General features: G+C 36.8%; 16 protein-coding genes. 13 read left to right on the top strand and 3 right to left on the bottom strand.

Annotated features, from left to right (window positions below; translation table 11 throughout):
- The first annotated feature begins 20 nt into the window (after positions 1 to 20).
- The 11 genes from EIB73_RS07260 to EIB73_RS07210 all read left to right on the top strand — a co-directional run bounded on the left by EIB73_RS07260 (position 21) and on the right by EIB73_RS07210 (position 17,446).
- Positions 21 to 1,619, top strand: coding sequence for a class I SAM-dependent DNA methyltransferase (locus tag EIB73_RS07260; protein ID WP_125023970.1), 1,599 nt, complete (start codon positions 21 to 23; stop codon positions 1,617 to 1,619).
- Positions 1,616 to 2,848: a restriction endonuclease subunit S gene (locus tag EIB73_RS07255; protein ID WP_125023968.1), complete on the top strand. Its 1,233-nt coding sequence runs from the start codon at positions 1,616 to 1,618 to the stop codon at positions 2,846 to 2,848. Before EIB73_RS07260 ends, EIB73_RS07255 begins: the two co-directional genes overlap by 4 nt.
- A 38-nt stretch (positions 2,849 to 2,886) precedes the next feature.
- Positions 2,887 to 4,911 carry a DUF262 domain-containing protein gene (locus EIB73_RS07250; RefSeq protein ID WP_125023966.1) on the top strand — a complete coding sequence of 675 codons (2,025 nt, stop codon included), beginning with the start codon at positions 2,887 to 2,889 and terminating at the stop codon, positions 4,909 to 4,911.
- A complete protein-coding gene (locus EIB73_RS07245; RefSeq protein WP_125023963.1) occupies positions 4,908 to 7,073 on the top strand; it encodes a DUF262 domain-containing protein in 2,166 nt (721 codons plus the stop codon). Before EIB73_RS07250 ends, EIB73_RS07245 begins: the two co-directional genes overlap by 4 nt.
- Before the next feature lie 17 nt (positions 7,074 to 7,090).
- Positions 7,091 to 10,264 carry a type I restriction endonuclease subunit R gene (locus EIB73_RS07240; protein WP_125023961.1) on the top strand — a complete coding sequence of 1,058 codons (3,174 nt, stop codon included), beginning with the start codon at positions 7,091 to 7,093 and terminating at the stop codon, positions 10,262 to 10,264.
- 170 nt (positions 10,265 to 10,434) lie between these two features.
- On the top strand, positions 10,435 to 11,397 hold the full coding sequence (gene rhuM, locus EIB73_RS07235) for a virulence protein RhuM/Fic/DOC family protein (protein WP_125023959.1): 963 nt from the start codon (positions 10,435 to 10,437) through the stop codon (positions 11,395 to 11,397).
- A 266-nt stretch (positions 11,398 to 11,663) separates the two neighbouring features.
- Positions 11,664 to 11,765, top strand: a complete 102-nt coding sequence (locus tag EIB73_RS15340; RefSeq protein WP_376751233.1) for a HipA N-terminal domain-containing protein — start codon at positions 11,664 to 11,666, stop codon at positions 11,763 to 11,765.
- Between the two features lie 666 nt (positions 11,766 to 12,431).
- On the top strand, positions 12,432 to 13,265 hold the full coding sequence (locus EIB73_RS07225; protein WP_164467865.1) for an AraC family transcriptional regulator: 834 nt from the start codon (positions 12,432 to 12,434) through the stop codon (positions 13,263 to 13,265).
- 93 nt (positions 13,266 to 13,358) lie between these two features.
- Positions 13,359 to 14,669, top strand: a complete 1,311-nt coding sequence (locus tag EIB73_RS07220) for a TolC family protein (RefSeq protein WP_125023955.1) — start codon at positions 13,359 to 13,361, stop codon at positions 14,667 to 14,669.
- Positions 14,670 to 14,684: 15 nt separating this feature from the next.
- On the top strand, positions 14,685 to 15,839 hold the full coding sequence (locus EIB73_RS07215) for an HlyD family secretion protein (protein ID WP_125023953.1): 1,155 nt from the start codon (positions 14,685 to 14,687) through the stop codon (positions 15,837 to 15,839).
- Positions 15,839 to 17,446 carry an MFS transporter gene (locus EIB73_RS07210; RefSeq protein ID WP_125023950.1) on the top strand — a complete coding sequence of 536 codons (1,608 nt, stop codon included), beginning with the start codon at positions 15,839 to 15,841 and terminating at the stop codon, positions 17,444 to 17,446. Before EIB73_RS07215 ends, EIB73_RS07210 begins: the two co-directional genes overlap by 1 nt.
- A gap of 244 nt (positions 17,447 to 17,690) precedes the next feature.
- On the opposite strand, the gene EIB73_RS07205 is transcribed toward EIB73_RS07210, so the two are convergent.
- The 3 genes from EIB73_RS07205 to EIB73_RS07195 all read right to left on the bottom strand — a co-directional run bounded on the left by EIB73_RS07205 (position 17,691) and on the right by EIB73_RS07195 (position 20,479).
- On the bottom strand, positions 17,691 to 18,242 hold the full coding sequence (locus tag EIB73_RS07205) for a tetratricopeptide repeat protein (RefSeq protein ID WP_228411299.1): 552 nt from the start codon (positions 18,240 to 18,242) through the stop codon (positions 17,691 to 17,693).
- 227 nt (positions 18,243 to 18,469) lie between these two features.
- Positions 18,470 to 19,324, bottom strand: a complete 855-nt coding sequence (locus tag EIB73_RS07200) for a T9SS type A sorting domain-containing protein (RefSeq protein ID WP_125023946.1) — start codon at positions 19,322 to 19,324, stop codon at positions 18,470 to 18,472.
- Between the two features lie 297 nt (positions 19,325 to 19,621).
- On the bottom strand, positions 19,622 to 20,479 hold the full coding sequence (locus EIB73_RS07195) for a T9SS type A sorting domain-containing protein (RefSeq protein ID WP_125023944.1): 858 nt from the start codon (positions 20,477 to 20,479) through the stop codon (positions 19,622 to 19,624).
- 177 nt (positions 20,480 to 20,656) lie between these two features.
- Here EIB73_RS07195 and EIB73_RS07190 point away from each other — a divergent pair, with 177 nt between their 5' ends.
- A complete protein-coding gene (locus EIB73_RS07190) occupies positions 20,657 to 21,670 on the top strand; it encodes a nucleoid-associated protein (protein ID WP_125023942.1) in 1,014 nt (337 codons plus the stop codon).
- An 84-nt stretch (positions 21,671 to 21,754) separates the two neighbouring features.
- The gene (locus tag EIB73_RS07185) at positions 21,755 to 22,417 is read left to right on the top strand and encodes a phosphatase PAP2 family protein (protein WP_125023940.1); all 663 of its coding nucleotides are present in this window, start codon (positions 21,755 to 21,757) and stop codon (positions 22,415 to 22,417) included.
- The last annotated feature ends 31 nt before the right edge of the window (positions 22,418 to 22,448 follow it).

Genomic DNA, 22,448 nt, shown 5'->3' with positions numbered 1-22,448 from the left:
ATTCAACTTTAAAAAGAAAAATGACCCAATCAAACATCAAAAAACTCGAAATAGAACTTTGGGAAGCCGCAGACGAACTGCGTGCGAACTCTAAACTCACGGCTTCTGAATATAAAGATCCTTTGCTGGGATTAATATTGCTGCGTTTTGCAGAAAATAAATACGAAGAAGCTAAAGAAAATTTAAGCCAAACTTTACCCATCAATCCTCGGACAAAAGAAAGACGTGAAGCCACTAAAGAAGATTTTGCAGCTGCAGGTTCTATGCTTTTGCCGGAAAAAGCACAATACACTTATCTTGCATCTTTGCCAGAAAGTGAAGATTTGGCAGAAGCTGTAAATACTGCCATGAAACTTATCGAAGCGGAATATGAAGAACTGGCTGGAATTTTACCAAAAAATTATCAGGATTTAACGCCGGAAGACGATTCTGATAATAATCTTTTAGCAAATCTCATCCGGATTTTTAATTCCGATTCGGTGCGGAATGCAAAAGGTGATGTTTTCGGTCGCGTTTATGAATATTTCCTGATGAAATTATCCATGATGGGCGCCGGTGCGCAGGAAGGCGGTGAGTTTTTTACGCCACCATCTTTGGTACAGCTGATCGTCAATTTCATTCAGCCCAATCACGGGATTATTCATGATCCGGCGTGTGGATCGGGAGGAATGTTTGTGCAGACCGCGCATTTTATCAAAGACACCGAAAACAAAAGTGTCAACGAAGCCATCACCGTTTATGGCACAGAATATAAAAGCAACACCACGCGTTTGGCGAAAATGAACTTAGCCATTCACGGCATCGAAGGGAAAATTGCGAACAACAATTCCTTTTATTCCGATCCGTTTGAGTTGTTTGGCAAATGCGATTTCGTGATGGCGAATCCGCCCTTTAATGTGGATAAAGTAGATGCGAAAAATAAATTTTTGGCAGAAGATCAGCGTTTGCCTTTTGGTGCGCCTTTAACGGGGAAAGGTACGATTGGGAATGGCAATTATTTGTGGATTCAGTATTTTATGTCTTACCTCAATCCGACCGGAAGAGCCGGTTTTGTAATGGCTTCTTCGGCAACGGATGCCGGAAATGCGGAGAAACGCATTCGGGAAGAACTCATCAAAACGGGCAATGTGGACTGTATTGTTTCCATCAGCAACAACTTTTTCTATACGCGTTCTCTGCCGTGTCATTTATGGTTTTTCGATAAAGGAAAATCGAAGAGCAACCGCGACAAAATTTTAATGATTGATGCCCGAAATGTCTATCGGAAAGTAAGCACCACCATCAACGATTTCTCGGAAGAGCAGATGGAAGGTTTAACCGCCATCATGGCGATGCACCGTGGCGAAGAACCCAAAGTTACGAAAGATAATGCCTGGTTCAACGAGCATTTCCCAGACGGAAAATACCGCGACATCGAAGGTTTGTGCAAAGCGGTGACTTTGGACGAAGTTGCCGAACAGGATTACAGTTTAACGCCGGGAAGATATGTAGGCGTGAACATCGATATTGATATGGATTTCGATTACAAAAGCCGCATGGAAATCTTGCACAGCGAACTGGCAGAACTGAATACCGACGCCAATGATTTGATGAACCAAATTCAATCTTTTAAATTATGAGAGAAGGTTGGAAAGAGGTGAAAATTGGTGATTACTGTAGAGTTTTATCCAGTAAAAGAGTATTCGCTAATGATTATGTAGAGAAAGGAATTCCATTTTATCGGTCTAAAGAAATTATTCATAAAGCAACTGGCGTATTTTCCGGTGATGAAGTTTTTATATCTGAAAAAAGATTTCGAGAATTTAAAGAAAAGTTTGGAGCTCCTATAAAAGGAGATATTTTAATGTCATCGGTCGGAAATCGATCTGGTGTTGCTTATTTTGTAAAAGAGGAATATGATTTCTATTTTAAGGATGGAAATTTAATCTGGATGAAAGACTTTTCGAAAGGATTATGCTCCAAATATTTGGAATTTTATTTAAGATCTCAATTAGGTGAGAAATCAATTGAATCAATGATGATTGGTGCTGCTCAAAAAGCATTAACAATTGATGGTGTAAAAAAAATTAAACTAAATCTTCCACCTATTGAAACCCAGCGAAAGATTGCTTCTATATTATCGGGTTATGATGATTTGATAGAGAACAACTTGAAGCGCATCAAAATTCTGGAAGAAATGGCACAACAAACCTACGAAGATTGGTTTGTGCGAATGCGTTTTCCGGGCTATGAAACTGCAGTGATGAATGAAGAAACGGGATTGCCGGAAGGTTGGGAGAACGGAACTATTGAAACTGTAACCAAATATTTAAGTGGGTTTGCTTTTAAAAGTGCACATTTTAAAGATAATGGAAATGGTGTAATTCGTATTAAAAATATCGGAAACAATACTATAAACCTGTCAGATGTTGCTTATGTTGATAATGAATACGCTTCTAAACAAAAACGCTATTTGCTAAAATCAGGTGATTTACTGATTGCAATGACTGGAGCAACTATTGGAAAGGTTGGGATTATGCCTCATTCCAATGAAAGTTTTTATTTAAATCAGCGAGTTGGAAAGTTTGTTACTGAAAATACTGCATTTTTAAATTGTTTTTTTAATTCAACTTACGGTATTAATCAAGTAATAAATATTGCTGGCGGAGCAGCGCAACCAAACATTAGTGCACAGCAAATATTAGATATTGAACTAGTTGTTCCTTCTAAGCAAATTTTAGATCAATTTTCAGATACATTTAATAAAGGAATTTCAATAATTATAAATCTTCAATCTCAAAACCAGCGATTACGCGAGGCGCGGGATCTTTTGTTGCCGCGGTTGATGATGGGGATTGTGGAGGTGTGAGGAAAAATGAATTTAAAAAATAAAAAACATAAATAATTATGAATGAAACGGGTCTTAATGAACTAGAATTGATAGCCATACCAGATTTAATGGAAAGAAATTTTTTCATTCCAGATTATCAAAGAGGTTATCGATGGGAAGAAATACACATTTTTCAATTGCTTTCTGATATTTGGGATTTTACTAATAAGAATAGTGGAGATTTCTACTGTTTACAGCCAATTGTAGTAAAAGAATTAGACCCTACAATTGTTGCAGAAAATGAATTAGAATCTAAATATGATAACAACAGATGGTTTGAAGTAATTGATGGTCAGCAAAGATTGACTACCATAAGACTTATTATTCAAATGAATAATATTATAACCCCTATTTCTAAAATTAAAAACTGCTACAATCTATTTTATCAAACGCGGCCAGAACTTAAAGATGTTTTTGAAAAATTAAGTATTATTTCAGAAGATGATAATTTAAGTGTAGCAGTTGATAGAACAAGTATCGACTCGTTTTATTTAACATCTGGCTTAAAGCATATCGTAGATTGGTTTAATCTACCAGGGAAAGATTATGAAAAAAGAGCAACAATGCAACAGTTTCCAAGTTTTTTTTCAGTGTTTTTTGGGCAAAAATCTTCAGCAGATTCTCAAAGGCAAGGTAAGTCTACACAAGTAATTTGGTACGAAGTTAATCAAACTGAAAAAGACAGTGCGTTAGATTCTAAAAAATTGTTTAATAGATTAAATGATTCCAAAATTCCGTTGACTAATTCTGAATTGATAAAAGCATTATTTCTCTCAGAAGACAGTAAATTTAATTTAGATTATCTACTAAGCAATAGTGCGAATGAAGATTTGCAAAATACTGCATTGAAAATTGATAAAGCTAAAAAACAAAATCATATTTCCAAAAAATGGGATATGATTGAACATTCTTTGGGAAGTCCAAGATTTTGGAATTTTGTAACCAATAAAGACATAACAAAATACAGTTCAAAAATTGAATTGTTATTTGATTTAGTTTCCAAAAAGTATATTAAGAATGAAAAATTTAGTGATCTAAATAAAAATGACAACTTATATACTTTCTTATATTTCGACCGAAAAATAAGAAAAGGTAGTGATTTATGGGAGATTTGGATGCAAATAGAACTTTATTATGAAACCATCTGCTATTGGTATGAAGACCGAGACCTTTACCACAAAATTGGATATCTTGTTTGTATCATGGGAGATACCATTTTGATAGACTTATTAGCCAAAGCATCAACACAGAATAAAAATGATTTTTTAAAACATTTAAAAAGTGTAATTACAGGAAGTGTAAGTTTTGATTTGGCAACAATAGATTATGTAGCAAATTATGAAGAGATACAGCGCATTCTTATCTTGTATAATGTAGAAACGGTTCGCAAATTAGAAAGTTTAGATTTTTATCCTTTCCACCTTCATAAAGAAATGAAATGGACTTTGGAGCATATTCACGCCCAGAATTCTGACAACTTAAATAAAGATGAAAAAAAATCTTGGTACAATTGGATTGATGAGCATATTCCTGTTTTATCACATTTTACAACAATTGACACTATTTCAGATAAAAATAAATCTGAACTTCAACTAATATTAAAAAGTTTAGGAACACAGCGTGAAAATTCCAAATTAGATTTCTCAACATTTTTAAATGAATTTAATAGAGTTATTAAATTTTTAAATTTAATAGATACATCAAGCGGTTTAAAAAATAAAATTCATTTGCTTTCAAATATGGCATTACTTGGAGGTTTAGAGAATACGGTTTTAAGTAATTCTATTTTTGAAGTAAAAAGAAAAGAAATCCTTAGAATGGATGCAGAAGGAAAATATATTCCACTTTGTACAAAAAATCTATTTTTGAAATACCACAATGTAAATGATGAAAACTTTCTTAATCAGCAATTATATTTTTGGAGTGAAAATGATCGTAAGAATTATTTGTCGCACATAAATTTAATTTTAAGCGAGTATCTTGAAATAGAAAATCTCTCGCCAATAACAGAAAGCCTAAAACCAGAATTAGTAGAAGAATGAAAAATAGAAAATACACTTTTTGGTCACTATTGCAAAGAGGTAGGATCGTAATACCGCAAATTCAACGAGATTATGCGTATGGAAGAGATACAGAAAAAGCAAACAATGTTAGAAAAGATTTACTAAATGCCATGTTTGATGCTCTTAAAAATGATACAGCCAGCATAGAAGAAACCCTTGTTTTAGACTTCATTTATGGAAGTATTTTGAAAGATAAAAGTATGACACCGATTGATGGGCAACAAAGATTAACGACTTTATTTTTACTTCATCTTTATGCATCTTTAGAAAATGGACTTGTTAAAAATAAAGAGTTGTTACTGTTTTCATACGAAACAAGACATTCTGCAAATGAGTTTTGTAAATCTTTAGTTAATGATTTTATTTTTGATTTAGATTCCAGTAAAACTATTTCAAAACAAATTCAAAATCAAGCAAAGTTTTTAAATTCTTACAACGATGATCCAACGATACAATCAATGTTGGTTGTTTTAGATGCTGTACACGATCAATTTTATAATGTAGATAAATTATGGGAAAAACTTACTCAGCAGGAAAGAATAATATTTTATTATTTAGATCTAGAAAAATTTGGACTTACTGATGATTTATATATAAAGATGAATTCTAGGGGTAAAAGTCTCACTCGCTATGAGATTTTCAAATCTTCTTTTGAAAAGTATCTTGAAGAAAAATTTCCAACTTATAAAGAAGAAATATCAAATAAGCTAGATGTTCAATGGACAAATATGCTTTGGAAAGAAGATTGTAAAATTGATTCTGGTTTTTTAAATTTATTTAAAAACATATTTACAATTAGATATTACGTACTAAATTCTGAAGCAAAAAAAATTGAGGATGCAGATAAATGCTTTCGAGAAATGCTTGCTACTGAAGAAGATTTAAAATTTTTCATTCAGTTTTTAGATTCATATTATAATCTGTATGACAAAGATAGAAAAGGAATCAGCGAATACTACAATAATTATTTTTACCATTCTACTAAAGCATTGGGTAAATCTGATTTAATTAGAGTTTTTTGGCAAGGTGATGAAAATCTTTTTATAAAAGCAACTACATCTACCTTACGTTATGCTGAATTAATCATGTTCTACGCATTAACTCTTTCATTGCAAAACCCAGTCGATCAAAATGTTTTATTTTTTAGATTTAGGCAGTTGCGAAATTTAATTTCAAACAGTGGTTTTGAAATGAGACCCGAAAATATGCATAGTTTCTTATTACATGTAAATGATCTTATTTTATTCGGAAAAATTCCATTTGATACCTTTAATCAAAATCAAATTGATGAAGAAAATTTAGAGGAGAAATTAACAGATATAGAGAGTGAGCTTTTAGCTTATGAAAACCACGATATTCTTCGCGGTTCCTTATCACTTTTTATAAATCATAAAAAACAAAATTATCATAGTATATTAGAGAAATTTGTTGAGGTCTTCGATAATGATTACAAAGCAGAAACACCATTAATAAGAAAGGCTTTACTTTCAACTGGTGATTATTCCAATCGTGACAAAGATGTACGCAAAAGATTTTTAATTCACAAGAGTGATGCTTGGCGAGATTTCTTTACAACAAATCAAAGAAGATTCGAACAAGAAAACATTGTTAAAACGTTAGATGAAATAAATATTGGAATAGATCTAAAACAATCACTAGAAAATACTTCTGCTGATTATCTAAATGTATCTAATAAAGACTGGAGGTATTATTTTATTAAATATGATAATCAATTGCATTACGCTGAAACTCAGGGTTATTACTTTTGGAAAAATCGAACTGAAAATCCTTTAGAAGTAATAATGCTAAATAGTAGTATGGAATCTTCCACTAATTTAGAATGGAATATTTTCAATTGGATATTGTTTGACAATAATAGACAAATAATTCATTTGGATTATCATGGTGCTTCGAAAATGCTTTTGCTAAAGGCAGGATTAACAATGGATGCAAACCCAAAAGGTTTTAAAATAGAAATAGCAAATGAGCAAAATAATTTATTTAATAATTTATTGCAAGAAAATTTAGTAACTGAAGAAGGTTTTTATAAAGTCGAACTTAATGAAGATTTTATTGAAAAAGGTCAATTATTAATTGATAAAATAGAATTAATTTTACAAGAAATGGTAGTTTTAGATTAATTGTTAAACTGTATTATATGTCCTACGAATACTCAGAAGACGCACTCATAGAGCAAGCCACAGAAGACGTCCTGAAAGAACTCGGTTGGAAAGTGGTAACTGCGTGGCAAAATGAAAGTTTTGGCGAGCAGGGTTTGTTGGGTCGGGATAACAAAACGGAAGTGGTTTTGGAACGGTATCTTTTGGCAGCTTTAAAAAGATTAAATCCTGATTTGCCGGAATTAGCGTATTCCAGAGCCATTGAAAAACTGGTGCAGCACGAAGCAGATAAAACCATAGCACAACAAAACAAAACCAAATACCAGTTTCTAAAAAATGGGGTAGAGGTTTCGTTTGTGAATGCAGAAGGTAAATCTCAAAAGAAAATCTTAAAAATATTCGATTTTAAAGATTATAGAAATAATGATTTTTTGGCGGTTCGTCAGTTGGAAGTCAGTGGCGAACTGCATAACCGTCGTCCAGATGTCGTTGGTTTTGTAAATGGAATTCCTTTGGTTTTCTTTGAATTAAAATCGCATGCAAATGATTTAAGATCTGCTTACGATGATAATTTTAAGGATTATAAAGACACCATTCCGCATTTGTTCTACCACAATGCTTTCGTAATTCTGTCTAATGGTACTGATGCAAAAGTTGGTACGATTACAAGTCCTTATAAATATTTCCTGGACTGGAAACGAATCACGGAAGAAGCGGAAGGGATAGTCAGTTTAGATACCATGCTGCGTGGAACTTGCGCTCCTGAAAATTTGATGGATCTTTTTGAAAACTTTTTGCTGTTCGATGAAAGCAATGGCAATATTGTAAAACTGATGGCTAAAAACCACCAGTTTATTGGTGTTAATAAAGTGCTGGATAATGTTTCCAACATCGAGGATCTGGAAGGGAAATTAGGGGTTTACTGGCATACGCAAGGTTCGGGAAAAACCTATTCCATGGTTTTTCTGTGTGAAAAAATCCACCGAAAATTTGGCGGCTCATATACTTTCTTAATTGTCGTAGATCGTACTGAATTGGAGAATCAAGCCTACGATACTTTTTCCGGTGTTGGAGTAGTCAATAATAAAAATGTAATTGCAGGTAAAAAGAAAGGAATTTCCGGCCGCGATCATTTGCGGGAATTATTAAGTGAAAACCATAGATATGTATTTTCTCTGATTCATAAATTTTCGATTGATCCAAATTTGGAAACCGAATATCCATTGATTACAGACCGAAAAAACATCATCGTTATTTCCGACGAAGCACACCGAACCCAAGGTGGAAAATATGCCCGAAACATGCGCTTCTTCGGTTTGCCAAATGCTTCTTATTTAGGATTTACCGGAACACCTATTATCAAAGATGAGGAAGAAGTTACTAAGAATATTTTTGGAGAATATGTTTCTGTTTATGATTTCAAAAGAGCAATCGAAGATGAAGCAACCCTTCCATTGAAATATCTGAATCGGGGCGAAAAATTAAACATAGAAAATCCTGCTTTGGATGAACAAATGGCGGAGATTTTGGAACAGGAAAATCTGGATGAAGATCAGCAGAAAAAACTTGCCTATCTCTTCAGTAAAGAATATCCGATATTAACCGCCGAATCCCGTTTACGCGCCATTGCGAAAGATTTAGTTTGGCATTTTAATGAAAGAGGTTATCAGGGAAAGGCAATGTTGGTCGCACTGGATAAACCAACTGCTGTTCGGATGTATGATTATGTAATGGAATACTGGCCGGAATATTTGGCAGAATTACAGCAACGCATTACAAAAGCCGCTGATATTCAGGAAGAGCAGGAATTGCAGCGTAAGTACAATTTAGTGGCGGCAACTGAAGTTTGTGTGGTCATTAGTTCAGAGCAAAATGAGATCGACAAGTTTAAGAAAATGAATTTGGAGATTGAGCCGCATCGCCGGAGAATGGTAGAACGCAATCTGGAAAAAGAATTTAAAGATGAAGAAAATCCATTTCGTTTGGCAATCGTTTGTGCAATGTGGATTACTGGTTTTGATGCACCTTGTGTTTCTACCGTTTACCTAGATAAACCGATTAAAGGACATACTTTGATGCAGACAATCGCCCGTGCCAATCGTGTGTATGATGATGAAAAGGAAAACGGATTGATCGTTGATTACGGTAATGTTTATCAGCAGTTAGAAAAAGCTTATGCCATTTATGGTGAAGGTCAGAAAGGAAAGGGTAGCGACGATGGAAAAAAAGACACGAAACCGTTTGAGCAATTAAAAGCAATGGCTGCCGAAATTCAATCCGCGATTGAGGAGGTGGAAACGATGTTGAAGGAAGAAGATTTTAGTTTGACTGCTTTGATAGAAGCAACAGCGATGGGAAAAATTGCAGCGGTAAATAATGGAGCCAATGCCGTTTGCAGAAATGAGGAATCACGGGCGAAGTTTGAGATCGCGGCTCGAAATGTTTTTCGCAAATACAAAGCGTTATTTCCCGAAAAAGAAGCCAGGAAATTTACGAAGCAGTACAATGCGATTGATGCGATTTACAATAAACTCAATCAGAAAACTAAAAGTGCCGATGTTACAGAAATCATTATGAAACTGCAAAGTGTTGTAAATGATTCCATCGTCATCGATACCGTTTCTGAACCTATAAATATTGCCATTGATTTATCCAATTTAGACGCAGATGCATTACGAAAAGCTTTTGAAAAAGTACAGCGTAAAAATGAACTGGTTTATGATTTGAATAAAGCAGTTGAGCAGAAATTAGAACAAATGCTGAAAGAAAATCCTTTGAGAATGGAATTTTACGAACGCTATAAAGAAATTGTAGAAGCCTATAATAATGGTAAATCCGAAGCAGAATTAAAGCGAAGTTTTGAACAATTGACAGCTTTTGTTCAAACCCTCTCTAAGGAGGAGAAAAGAGCTTTTACAGAAAATTTGGATGAACCCACTTTATCGATTTTCGATTTACTCATTCAAAATAAAGAGCTTTCAAAGTCAGAAAGAGAGCAGGTCAAAAAAGTTGCAAAAGACACTTTGGAAAAACTTCAGAACGAAAAATTAAACATTCCGAACTGGAAAGAAAGCCGGGAAATGAAAGCCGGAATAAAAACTACGATTTACGATCAATTGCTTTGGTTACCTGAAGATAAATATACCGATGAGGAAGTGAGTTTGAAAAGTTTGGCGGTCTATCAGCATGTTTATAGTTATGCTTATTTTTAATATTGCTTTAATTAATATTTGTGGCAAGTGAAAAGAAATTGATGAATTAGATAAAGTGTAGCTTTTCATTAAAACGGTTACCTCTTATTGTAAAAAATTCTATATTAAAGTGATTGAAAATCTTTTAATTACTAAAGAAATTACTTAAATTCACAAAGCAATTACAACCGATGAAAACAGAAAATCAAATAGAAATTTACGAAAATATAGACTCTGGTGTTTCACTTGAAGTGCAGTTTGAAGGAGATACTGTTTGGTTATCCCAAAGTCAATTGAGCGAATTATTTAAGCAAACAAAACAAAATATAAGTCTGCATATAAATAATTGCTTCAAAGAAGGAGAGTTAGATGTAAAATCAGTTGTCAAGGATTCCTTGACAACTGCAGCAGATGGAAAGAAATATAAGACCAAATTTTACAATTTAGATGTCATAATCTCCGTGGGCTACAGAGTGAAATCCAAACAAGGAACACAGTTCCGAATCTGGGCAAATAGTATTCTAAAAGAATATTTAGTAAATGGTTATTCCATAAACGAAAAAAGATTAGAACAAAAAGAACAGGAAGTTCAACTTTTGAAAAATGGTATTCAGATTCTAAGCAGAGCTATTGAAGAGAAATCTGAAGAAAATGAATGGCTATCGATTTTCTCTAAAGGACTACAATTATTGGATGATTACGACCACGAAGAATTGGATTCCAAAGGTTTAACGAAAAAACAAGCACTTTACCCGACCAGAGAAGATTATCAAGAGCTCATTAATGAAATGGTTGTCGATTTTGATTCACAAGTATTTGGAAAAGAAAAGGATCAAAATTTTGAAAGTTCAATTGCCCAAATAGAAAAGGGATTCGGAGAAAACGATTTTTATCCAACCTTGGAAGAAAAAGCGACGATGCTTTTGTATCTCGTGGTGAAAAATCATTCTTTCGTAGATGGTAATAAGAGAATTGCCGCAGCGTGTTTTTTGAAATTTTTGCAAACCAATAAAATGCTTTTCAATGCGCAAAATGAACTAATTATTAGCAATGACACTTTGGCGAGTTTAACACTGTTTATTGCTTCGAGTAAACCTGAAGAAATGGAAACTGTAAAGCGATTGGTGATTAGTGTATTGAATCGGAACAAGTAAAAACTTATGTCAGTGCATTAAAGATATAGAAATAGTAATTTATTCTGTCGTAAATATATCCCAAATTTGCGACAAAATAATTAGAAAATAAGTATGTAAATAATTGATTTTAAAATAGTTGAGAAAATTTAATAAGCGAGTAGGAGTTCGCTATTTTACCAAAATTATTTGATGGGAATAACTACAGAAACATCCGAGGGTGATTATACTTTCGTGACGATACAAATTATATTCAAAAATTACCTAATCAAGAGATTACTTTTTCGATGCCGGTTTCAGAAAAAATTTATAAGGAAAAACGAATTTTTCCTTTTTTTGAAGGATTAATTCCTGAAGGTTGGTTGTTAGAAATTGCTGCAGAAAGTTGATTATCAGTATCCGGTATTTTCGAAGAAGTGAAATAATCACCTGCCAAACCTTTAAGGAGTTGAAGAAGTAGAAATTTTTGTTTCCCTCCAATAATTCAAAATAAATATCTGATAGACAAAAATACAGCGAACCGCTAAAAGACGTACCTGTTGTACATCTGCAATTGCCGGCTTACTTTCATAAAAACCACCTCTTTTATAGCTATTGAATGGAGTTTTCTGGTGGTCTTGTGGTCGAGTTTCAGTCCAACTAATCTGAATTCCGCTTTTACTATTTTTTCCATAAGCCTATAGGACGGACGAACATCACAGCAGACTCTGCCGAACTTATTGGAGATCAGGAATTTCGTGGCACAGGTGACTGAACAATTTTGACTAAAATTTTGACCGTAGGGAGTTTTGAACACCTGGACACCTATTTTGTTGGCCTGAATGTTTATGACTTCAATACTTCCGCAATCCAATCATATAAAAACGCCGGTTTTAAAGTTGAAGCTGTTAACGGCGTAATAACCCCAGCAAACAACGAGCACTGGACCTCCTATAAAATGATGGTTAGCCGAGAGGAATTTATGGTTAAGGTTAGGTATAAGGTTAAGGCCTTCGAGAAACGGCACTCTTGTTCAGAACAATCTTAAATCATTATATTTGCTTAAAATGCAGACTTTGGAATACCCTATCCAGATTTTTGATACCGGGAATATTTTTGATTTTATCGCGGTGGGCAGGCCGCATCATCCTAAAAATCCCGCTTTTCTTATTCTGAAAAAAGGAAAGCTTATTTTTACCGAAAGCCTGAACAGCATCAAACTCGGCGAGAATTGTGTGGCACTGATCGATTCGCGACAGGTATATGAACTTCAGGAAATAAGCGAAAACCCGGAAATACTGGTAATCGCATTTGCGCGTGAATACACAGAAAAGCTCCCCCTGAAGATCAACCGGCTGAATGCTTTTGTCTATTTCCGAAACGAACTGGTTCGCAATTTCTGTCTTGAACCTAAAGCCTTCACCAGAATCTGGAATAATGCAGAACTTTTGCAGAGCATGCTTGAAAACGGGGATTCATCTGCCAATCGCGAGGAGATTATCCGGCATCTCTTTTCGGCCGCGGTGTATCAGTTTGGGGATATTATTTCCCAACATTCTAATTTTTCAAAAAATAAGGTATCACGTAAACAGGAAATAACCCTGCAGTTTCTGAAAAACGTTGGTGAACATTTTCTGCAGGAGCGCGAAGTAACTTGGTATGCTGAAAAACAATTTATTACTTCCAGACATCTCTCGGCGCTTTTAAAGGAAGTGACTGGCAAAACGGCAGGGCAGATTATTGCGGCCTACGTGATGAAGGAAGCAAAAGCATTGCTTTCTTCCACGGAAAAGAGTATGTACGAGATTTCCATGGATCTTAAGTTCAGCGACCAGTATTCATTCGGGCATTTTTTCAAGAAGCACTCAGGCGAAAGTCCGGCTGTTTACCGCAGGCGTTTTAAAAACTAAATCTTACTTTTAAACATTTTATTCGTTCTTTCCGTCATTTTATGGGGTTGCATATACCGGTAGCTTTGCACCGTTAAATAAACCACAGAAAATATGAAACTGAAAAACACGCTGACTTTATTATTGCTGAGTCTGTTTTTTTTCCAAGCCACCGCTCAAACCACGGAACGCACCTTACAGCTGGACGAGGTGGTGCAAATGGCTCTCGAAAATCATACGCAGCTTAAGCTTTCGTCAGAAAACATCCTGATTGCGCGCCAGCAGACCAAAAATGCAGCGCTGCAGAAACTGCCCAGCATCACCGCTTCTGCCAACGCCTTTTATCTGGGTGATGCGCTGATCCTCGATAAAGACCTGTCTAAAATTGCAACCGTAAGCATGCCGCATTTTGGCAATACCTACAGCATTCAGGCGTCTGAACTCATCTTTAAAGGCGGGCTCGTGAAAAAATCGATTGAAGTTTCAGAACTGCGCGAACAACTTGCTGAACTCGATCTTGAGAAAGATGAGCAGAATATTAAGTTTCTTGTGATGTCGAATTATCTCGATATTCAAAGGATTATCAACCAGAAGAATGTGTTTCTGAACAACCGCAAACTCGCTACTGAACGCCTTGAGAACGTAAAGAAATTTTATAAGCAGGGCATGGTGACGCGGAATGAGATCATACGTGGCGAACTGCTGCTGAAGAACCTGGAGCAGGGAATACTGTCGCTCGACAACAACCGTGCAAGTTTAAATTATCAGTTAGCTACCGCTATAGGACTTTCGCCCGATGTTCTTATTGTGCCCACTGCATCACTCAGCGTGGTGGCGGCCGATGAGGGGCTGAACTATTATTTAGACCGGGCTCATCAGAATCATCCGGCCTTACAATATGCGCAGACCGGAATTGAACTCGCCAACAAAAACATCGAGATCATCAATACCGATAAAAAACCCACCATCGGGGTCTTTGGCGGCTACGATATGGCGCGGCCCGTTACAAGTTCGCTTCCTGCGCAGGATTTTTACACCAACACGTGGCAGGCCGGACTCAGCATCAGCTATAATATCGACAACCTTTATAAAACCAAAGAAAAGGAGCAGCTGGGGAAACTGCAGCTCAACCAGGCCAGAAACGTGCTTGTGCTGCAGCAGGAAAATCTTGATGTGCAGACCAACGCCGCCTATCTCAAATGGCAGGAAGCGGTGCAACAGGCGCGTCTTAACAAAGAAAGCGAAGAACTTGCGAGTGAAAATTATAAAATCATAGAAGCCAAATACCTTAACCAGCTCGCGCTACAGGCCGATATGATCGATGCTACAAACGCCAAACTCGAAGCCGAACTGCAATATGCCAACAGCGAGATCAACGTGCAGTACCAGTATTACAATTTATTGAAAACAACAGGAACTTTATAAAATAAAATTACAGCGATGTCAGACAAAACTCCCGATAACGAAAATATCATCCAGCCCGGAACTGAAGCAAACGTTTCACACAAAAAGCATGAAGAAAAAGCGCCGCAGCCGGTGAAAAAGCCTAAGAAAAAAAGCAATAATGTGAAAACAACGGTGATCAACCTGCTCGTTTTTGCCATTGCGGTGGGCGGCTTCTACTGGCTGGTGAAACATTATTTTCACCTTGGCGACGATAACTTCACGAACTCCGCACAGGTTGAAGAATTTATCAACCCCGTCAACACGCGCGTTGCCGGGTATATTAAAGAAATAAAATACACCGAACATGAGGCCGTGAAAAAAGGCGATACCCTGGTCATACTGGACGACCGCGAGCTCCGTACCCAATTGGCGCAGGCCGAAGCGGCGTGGCAGAATGCACGGGCTTCGCGGGACGTAACTTCCTCCTCAGTAAATACGGTTTCAAATAACGTGAACGTTGCCAATGCGAACATCGCCGGCGCTAAAGCCCGACTTTGGAATGCAGAACAGAACATGAACCGCTACAAAAACCTGCTGGCTTCGGAAGCGGTGACAAGGCAGCAGTATGATCAGGTCAAAACTGAGTACGATGCGACCAGAGCGGCTTACGAAACATTGCTGAGCCAGAAAAACTCAGCGAGTCTTGCCACCGGCGAAACCCGAAGCCGCCTCGGGGTAAATGACGCCGAGATAAAACGAACCTCCGCAATGCTCGACATGGCCAAAATCAACCTTTCATACGCTGTGATTACCGCCCCTTACGACGGCGTGATGGGCAGAAGGCTGATCAACGAAGGGCAACTGGTACAACCCGGGCAGCAGGTAGGCACCATCGTGCTGAACGGCCAGAAGTGGATCACCGCAAACTTCCTCGAAAGCCAGATGCCGCGCGTTAAAATTGGCGAAAAGATGAATATCACTGCGGATGCTTTAGACGGGAAGAAATTTATCGGTACCGTGACGGCCATTTCTGCTGCTACTGGATCGAAATATTCGAATGTTCCGGTCGATAATTCCACAGGAAACTTTGTTAAAGTACAGCAGCGGATTCCGGTTCGGATTGAATTTACCGCAGATAATAAAAAAGAAGATGTGGCGCAGCTCCGTGCCGGGATGAATGTGAGTGTGACTTTAAATAAACCGCAATAATGTCGGATTATAACAAAGGGCTATATAAAAGTTGGGTACCTAAACCATTGCAGCTTCTGCTTATTCTGGTATTCACCATTCTGATCATGACGCTGAATCCGGTGAACAGCGGGAATATCAGTATGATGGTCGGCGATCTCGGCATTATGCCCGACTATCTGATGATGGCCAATTTCGCCTCTTTTATCGGAATGGCCACTGCAATGCCGCTGATACTGAGGGTGAAGATGAGATTCCGGACTAAAGAAATCATGGTGACTTCACTGGCCGTGTCGGCGGTGCTGTCTTTCGTGATCGCTACGACCAATGTCGCAGAAATCATTATTGCTTCAGCACTCATCATGGGATTTTTTAAGATGTTCATGATGCTGGAATTTATCCTTCCTTTGATGTTCATTTTAAGTCCGGACGGCAAACGGGGCCGCTTTTACGCGATATTTTACCCTTTTTCCATCATCACCGGAAATGTTGCGGGCTACTACCTTTCCAAATTAGCCTATCACACCACGTGGCAATACCCGCACCTGCTTACGGCGGGGCTTTGTCTGGTGCTGATCATGATTACGGTGATCTTCCAGCATAACCAGCGTTTCGCACGCAAACTGCCCTTCTCGCAGGTCGACTGGCTGAGCATGGTCTTTTTTGCGGGCACATTTCTATTTATGGCCTATTTTCTGTCGTTTGGTAAAACCCTTAACTGGTTCGAGGATTCTGCGATCCGTGTTTCGTTCTGGGGTACGCTGATCAGTTTTGTGCTGCTCGCACTGCGCCAACTCAGTTTAAAAAGAAGTTATATCTCCTTTGGCATCTTCACCAAGAGCAATGTGCAAAGCGGCTTGCTGATGCTGCTGTTCACCGGCGTATTTCTGGGCGCGAGTTCGCTTCAGAGCTCATTTGCCGTCGGAATACTCGGTTATGATATGGTGACGAATTCGTCACTGAGCATCATGATGATTCCCGGGGTGATTTTAGCAGGAGTGGTGGCTTTCTACTGGTTTAAAGCCGAACGGTCCCTGAAGATGTTGGTATTCTCCGGTTTTGCTGCTTTTTTCCTCAACAGTGTGATGATGTATTTTATGATGGTACCGGAACTCAGCTACATCAGTTGGCTGCTGCCCATGATTCTCAAAGGTTACGGCTTATGTGCACTTTTTATCGTAGTGTGGTATTATACGTGCGATAAGCTGGAGATGGAAGCAATGCTTCAGGCCATTGGGCTGATCCTTGTATTCCGGAGTTTCGTGGCGACGGCAGTATTCTCATCATTCTTATCCTGGCTGCAATATCAGTTCCAGTGGGAAAGTGTACAAAATCTGGCGGTGTATATGGACGGAAATTTAATGTCGGCGCAAACCGCTTTATCAGGTTACAAAAGCATACAGCTCAACGCGATCTTAGCCGCCAACAAAAAGGTTTACGGCCTGATCTGCATTGCGGCGATAGGAATGATGATCTATGTACTGCAACATCATTTCGGAAAAGTGAGATTCTTGAGGTTCCGGTGGGCTAAAGCCAGATTTACCGGAGCCTTACGCAGGAGAAAAATCGTTAACGTAAAAATATTTCGTGAAAGAATAGAAGAGTCAGAAGACGTCACGGGGGCGTAAAGTATTGATTACTAGTAAATTGGATGTTTTTCGGTCTAAAAACAACCATAAATCAATACCTTATTTGTACCATTAAATCACAACCAATTGATTATCAGTATCCGTTATTTTTGAAGAAGTGAAGTAATTAAATAACGAGAATGCTTCAATAGCAATGTGTTGACATAAAGATTCCCCGAGTGAAAACTTGGGGAATTTTATTTTAAATAGTGCCAAAAAATATGCCTCAATCGAGGCATAATAATTATTGATTTAAAAATGTATTAAGTTTTTTCGCTTCTTCGTTTGTCGCATCATATTGTAAAGATTTTGCAATATGTTGTTTTGCCTGCTCTTTGTCAGTCTCCTGAAGTTTATAAGCCACAAAGAAATGTGCGTATGCTAAATTCTGTTTATTCGCTTCTACCTCTTCCGGTTTAACAGCAGCAATATACTTTTCGTAGGACATTTTTGCGTTATCCTCATCTTTCATATTTTGAAACACATAAGCTTGGCTATAATACGATGCCGCCCAGTCTGGCAATAGCGCTGACATTTTGTTCCAAGTTGCTAATGCATTTGTCCAGTCTTTAGCATCCTGATACGCGGTCGCCAGCTTTACGATGGCTTCTGTATCGTTCGGATTGGCCTCAATTTGCTTTTTCAAGGCTTCGACTGCGGGATTTTGTCGCGTAGTTTGCGCTTGCTCCGTAGGAGTAGCAACGGTGTCAGTGGCTTGAGCTGTTTCCTGTGCGTAACCAAAAGTAGTCGCACCAAAAAATAATGCAGCAATTACTGCTTTCTGTGTGTTAATCATTCTTTCCTTTTTCATATTCAATTTTTTTTTGATTAATATTTATAGCGGTTTCTGACATCAACAATAATTCCACGTCTAAAATTTTTTAGAAAGTTTAATACAATTTATAGAATCTTAACTTTTATGAAATGGTTTAGAAAAAACAGTTGTATTAAGGATGATCACGAAGGGTTCAAATAAAATCCCCAAGTAAAAACTTAGGGATCATTTATTTAAAGATAAATAGGTTAATATTTAATCAACTTATTGCTGACTTTTTTACCGGATTTGGTGGTGTACTGAATAATGTAGTTTCCTTTTGTTAAAAATGATAAATCTACGGTATTCGCATTTGTTAATATCGATTTTACAGATTTTCCAGTCATGTCGAATAGAGAAATTTGCGAAACTTTTTCGGCAAAGGTAATGGTGCTTTTAACGGGATTTGGATAGAACGCCAACTTGCCGAATTCAGTATTGTCAACTCCAAGAACTGCGCAGTTACCTTCCAAAGTATATACGACTTCCTCGCCAACTCCGTTTAGCATCCACACTTGTGAAGTACTGGAGTTTCTATACGCGAAATTACTGCCCGATACTACGGCATTTTGATTTTCCCAAGCCCTTGCATCGCTTTGAACTTCCATCCAGAATTTCGTTCCGCCGGAGAGCGTGAGTGGTGCAGAAAGGTTGACCGTATGCCGATAATAATCAAATCCATAGTTCGTCCCAATCATTACTGAATTTGTGTTCACATTATTTAAGATGTCAACAACTGCTCCCGGTTTCCCGTCAATATCACTGTAAAAGATCAAATTTACAAAACTGGAAGCTCCAATCAGATTAACTTTAATGCTGGAAATAGTAAAGCTGTCTCCAGACGGTACCAGAATGTCTGCTGCAATCGCCTGATTGATTACATCTCCTAGCACTGACCCATTCTGAAGGTTATTTGAGGGTACTTCTTGAATGCACCCTGCTACACTTTTAGAGACCGTATGGTAAACCTGTGGGTTGCTTGAGCTTATATCTTTTACTAAGTTTTGTTGTGCAAAACTCATGGTAAAAAGACCTGCACTTAAAACAGTAAAAATCCTTTTCATAATATTTAAATTTTGTCGTTAAAAAGCAGCAAAGGTAAATTAATGTTTTCGATGAGGGTGTCTTTTGTTAGTAAGTTATAACATTATTTACATGGCTTAGATACGAGCCTAAAAAAGCTTCAATTTTTGAATTTTGTTGCGTGGTTTGCGCTTGCTTTTTTGCAATGGCAACATTATTTATAAGTTGAGCCATGTCCTAATCATAACCTAAAATAATTTTTCTAAAAAAATAGCAAGTAGGTCCAAATAAAAATCCCCAAGTAAAAACTTAGGGATCATTTATTTAAATATAAATTGTTACTCTTTAATCAACTTATTGCTGACTTTTTTACCGGATTTGGTGGTGTACTGAATAATATAGTTTCCTTTAGCTAAAGAAGATAAATCAACTGCGTCCGTATTTGTTAAAAAAGATTTTACAGATTTTCCCGTCATGTCAAAAATAGTAACATTCGAAACCTTCTCTGCAAATTTAATGGTGTTTTTTACCGGATTCGGATAAAATGCCAATTTGCTTACGGATGAATCATCGACACCTAAGACAGCACCACACTCTCCCTCTAAAGTATAAACCATTTCTGCTCCGCTACTGATTAGCCACTCTTGGCTGGTGCTGTTATTTTTAAAAGCCATTTTGGATCCTACTGTGACCAGCGTTTGGTTTTCCCAAGCGAATGCATCGCTTTTAACCTCAAACCAAAACTTGGTGGCATTCGACAGCAAAATCGGAGTTGGTAAGTTAATCGTGTGACGGTAGAAATTATACCCAAAATTAGCGCCGATCACCGTTGAATTAGCGATTTCAACATTGTTTAGCGTTTGTAAAACAGTACCTGGCTTACCATTGATATCACTGTAAATTACCAGATTTATATAAGTTGCAGGACCTGCAAGGTTAAGCTTAATCGTAGATATTTTATATTGCTCTCCTGAATTTACTAAAATATCTGCAGCGATTGATTGATTGCCAGTTCCAATAAATAGAGAACCATTTTCAAAATTATTAGAGGGTACATTCTGAGTGCATGACGCTAAAACGGTTTCAACGTTTTTGTAGATGCGCGGATTGGAAGCTGTTTGGCCATTTGATAATTGCTCCTGTGCGAAACCCAGAGTAAACATTCCTACACTTAAAAAAGTAAAGATTCTTTTCATTTTATAAATTTTTTGATTAATGCGCCCAAAAATAATAAACTATTTTTAAATTCATTATCACTACTGTAATGAAATTTCCATTTTGTATGCGATATGATATTCTGATCCCTTTCTGAGAAATACTTTGGTCGAAGCCTTTTAATAAAATATCTTTGCAGACCAAAAATTTTTTTAAAAATGCTCACTAAACTCATCATTCATAAAGTAGGAAACAAAATCAATCAAGATTCTCTTATTCTGTCGCAGCAAGAATATCAGCTCGATGAAGAATATCGCGAAATGTTGGAGGATTTTTTTCTGAAAGCTTTTAAATCCGAAGAGCAGTTTCAGTTTTACGGCGATTCTTATTTGGTGAACAATCCCATTTACAGCTCGGTTTCAGAGATTTTCGAAGACTTGGCAAAATTTCAATACGAATCTGAAAATATTGCAGAGCATCTTTATGATATAACTGAAAATCCACGCGTGCAAGCCGGCGAACTGTTCATCGCCCACTTTGAAGGCGAGGAAACCGAGGGGGTCAAAATCGATTCGATAGGGATTTTTAAAACGGAGAATAAAACCCCTTTCCTGAAAATACAACCTGAAGGGGAAACATTTGATATTGAAAAAGATTACGGGATCGGACTTACAAAATTAGATAAAGGATGTATCATTTATAATAATTTTAAAGAATCCGGCTATGCCGTTTCGGTGGTGGATAATAATAAAAATGGGGATCAATATTATTGGTTTGAAGATTTTTTGAAAGTAAAACAGCGTGATGACGAATATTTCCATACCCAAGAAACATTGGCGGTGTACAAAGATTTTATTGTCAAACAACTTCCGCAGGAATTTGAAACAACGAAAGCAGACCAGGCAGAATTTCTAAATAAATCAATTGAATTTTTTAAAGAAAAAGAAAAATTCGATTACGAGGAATTTACCAAAGAAGTTTTACAGGATGCAAATGTCATCGAAAGTTTTGGCAATTTTAAATCGGACTATGAACAGGAAATGCAGGTTTCTATTTCAGAAGATTTCGCCATCAATGAATCTGCGGTTAAAAAACAAAGTCGTGGCTTTAAAAGTGTTATTAAACTCGACAAAAACTTCAGTATTTACGTTCATGGTGACCGCAAAATGATCGAGCAGGGAAGTGACGAAAAAGGAAAATATTACCGACTTTATTTTGATGAAGAAAAGTAAAGTTTTTTAAGACAAGTACGAATTAGAAGAGTATAATCTTTATTTTTGACCATCCTCAGAAGCAAACAAAATAAAATATATATTATGGTTCAATATTTTAAAGATTATTATCATAATAACTCCGCAAAATTGCCGATATCAGTGCTGTTCTTTGTTCTGGCAATTGTCATTTTCGCCGTGATTACGGATGAAGTTATTTTGGAGAAAGAAGAAACAATTGATTTTTTGGTTTTTAAATTTTTTAAGAGATATATAATTACAGATCACTTAACACCGCAAATGTATATGATCAGCCAGTTTTCTTCGGTAACTTTGATGAAAATTGCGTATCCATTTTTAATTGGGATTTTACTGGTTTTTAAATATTACCGCAAAGCGATTTTTACATTTTTTGCCGGCGTAGGCGGATTAGCTCTTATTTATTTCATGAAAATGTTTTTTGAAAGAGCACGGCCCTTGGATCCCATCCTTTACCGGGAAGAAAGTTTTAGTTTTCCCAGTGGTCATGCAACTTTCAGTTTTATTTTTTATGGGACAATGGCTTATTTTATTTGGCTCACGAACTTGCCCAAGATTTGGAAAATCATAGCGATGACCTTCTTGATATTGCTTTCCCTAACGATAGGATTTAGCCGAATTTACCTTCATGTACATTATGCAAGCGATGTTTTGGGCGGATTCTGCCTTGGCTATTCCTGGTTGTTTTTGATGATTTATACATTTCGAAGATGGTTTCCTTTGACTTAATCAAAAGAGCTTTTATCAAAGAAAGCTGAGA

Source organism: Kaistella carnis (assembly GCF_003860585.1).
Lineage (GTDB): Bacteria > Bacteroidota > Bacteroidia > Flavobacteriales > Weeksellaceae > Kaistella > Kaistella carnis.
The sequence above is the reverse complement of the archived record's forward strand: the minus strand, read 5'-3'. Positions and strand labels throughout refer to the sequence as shown.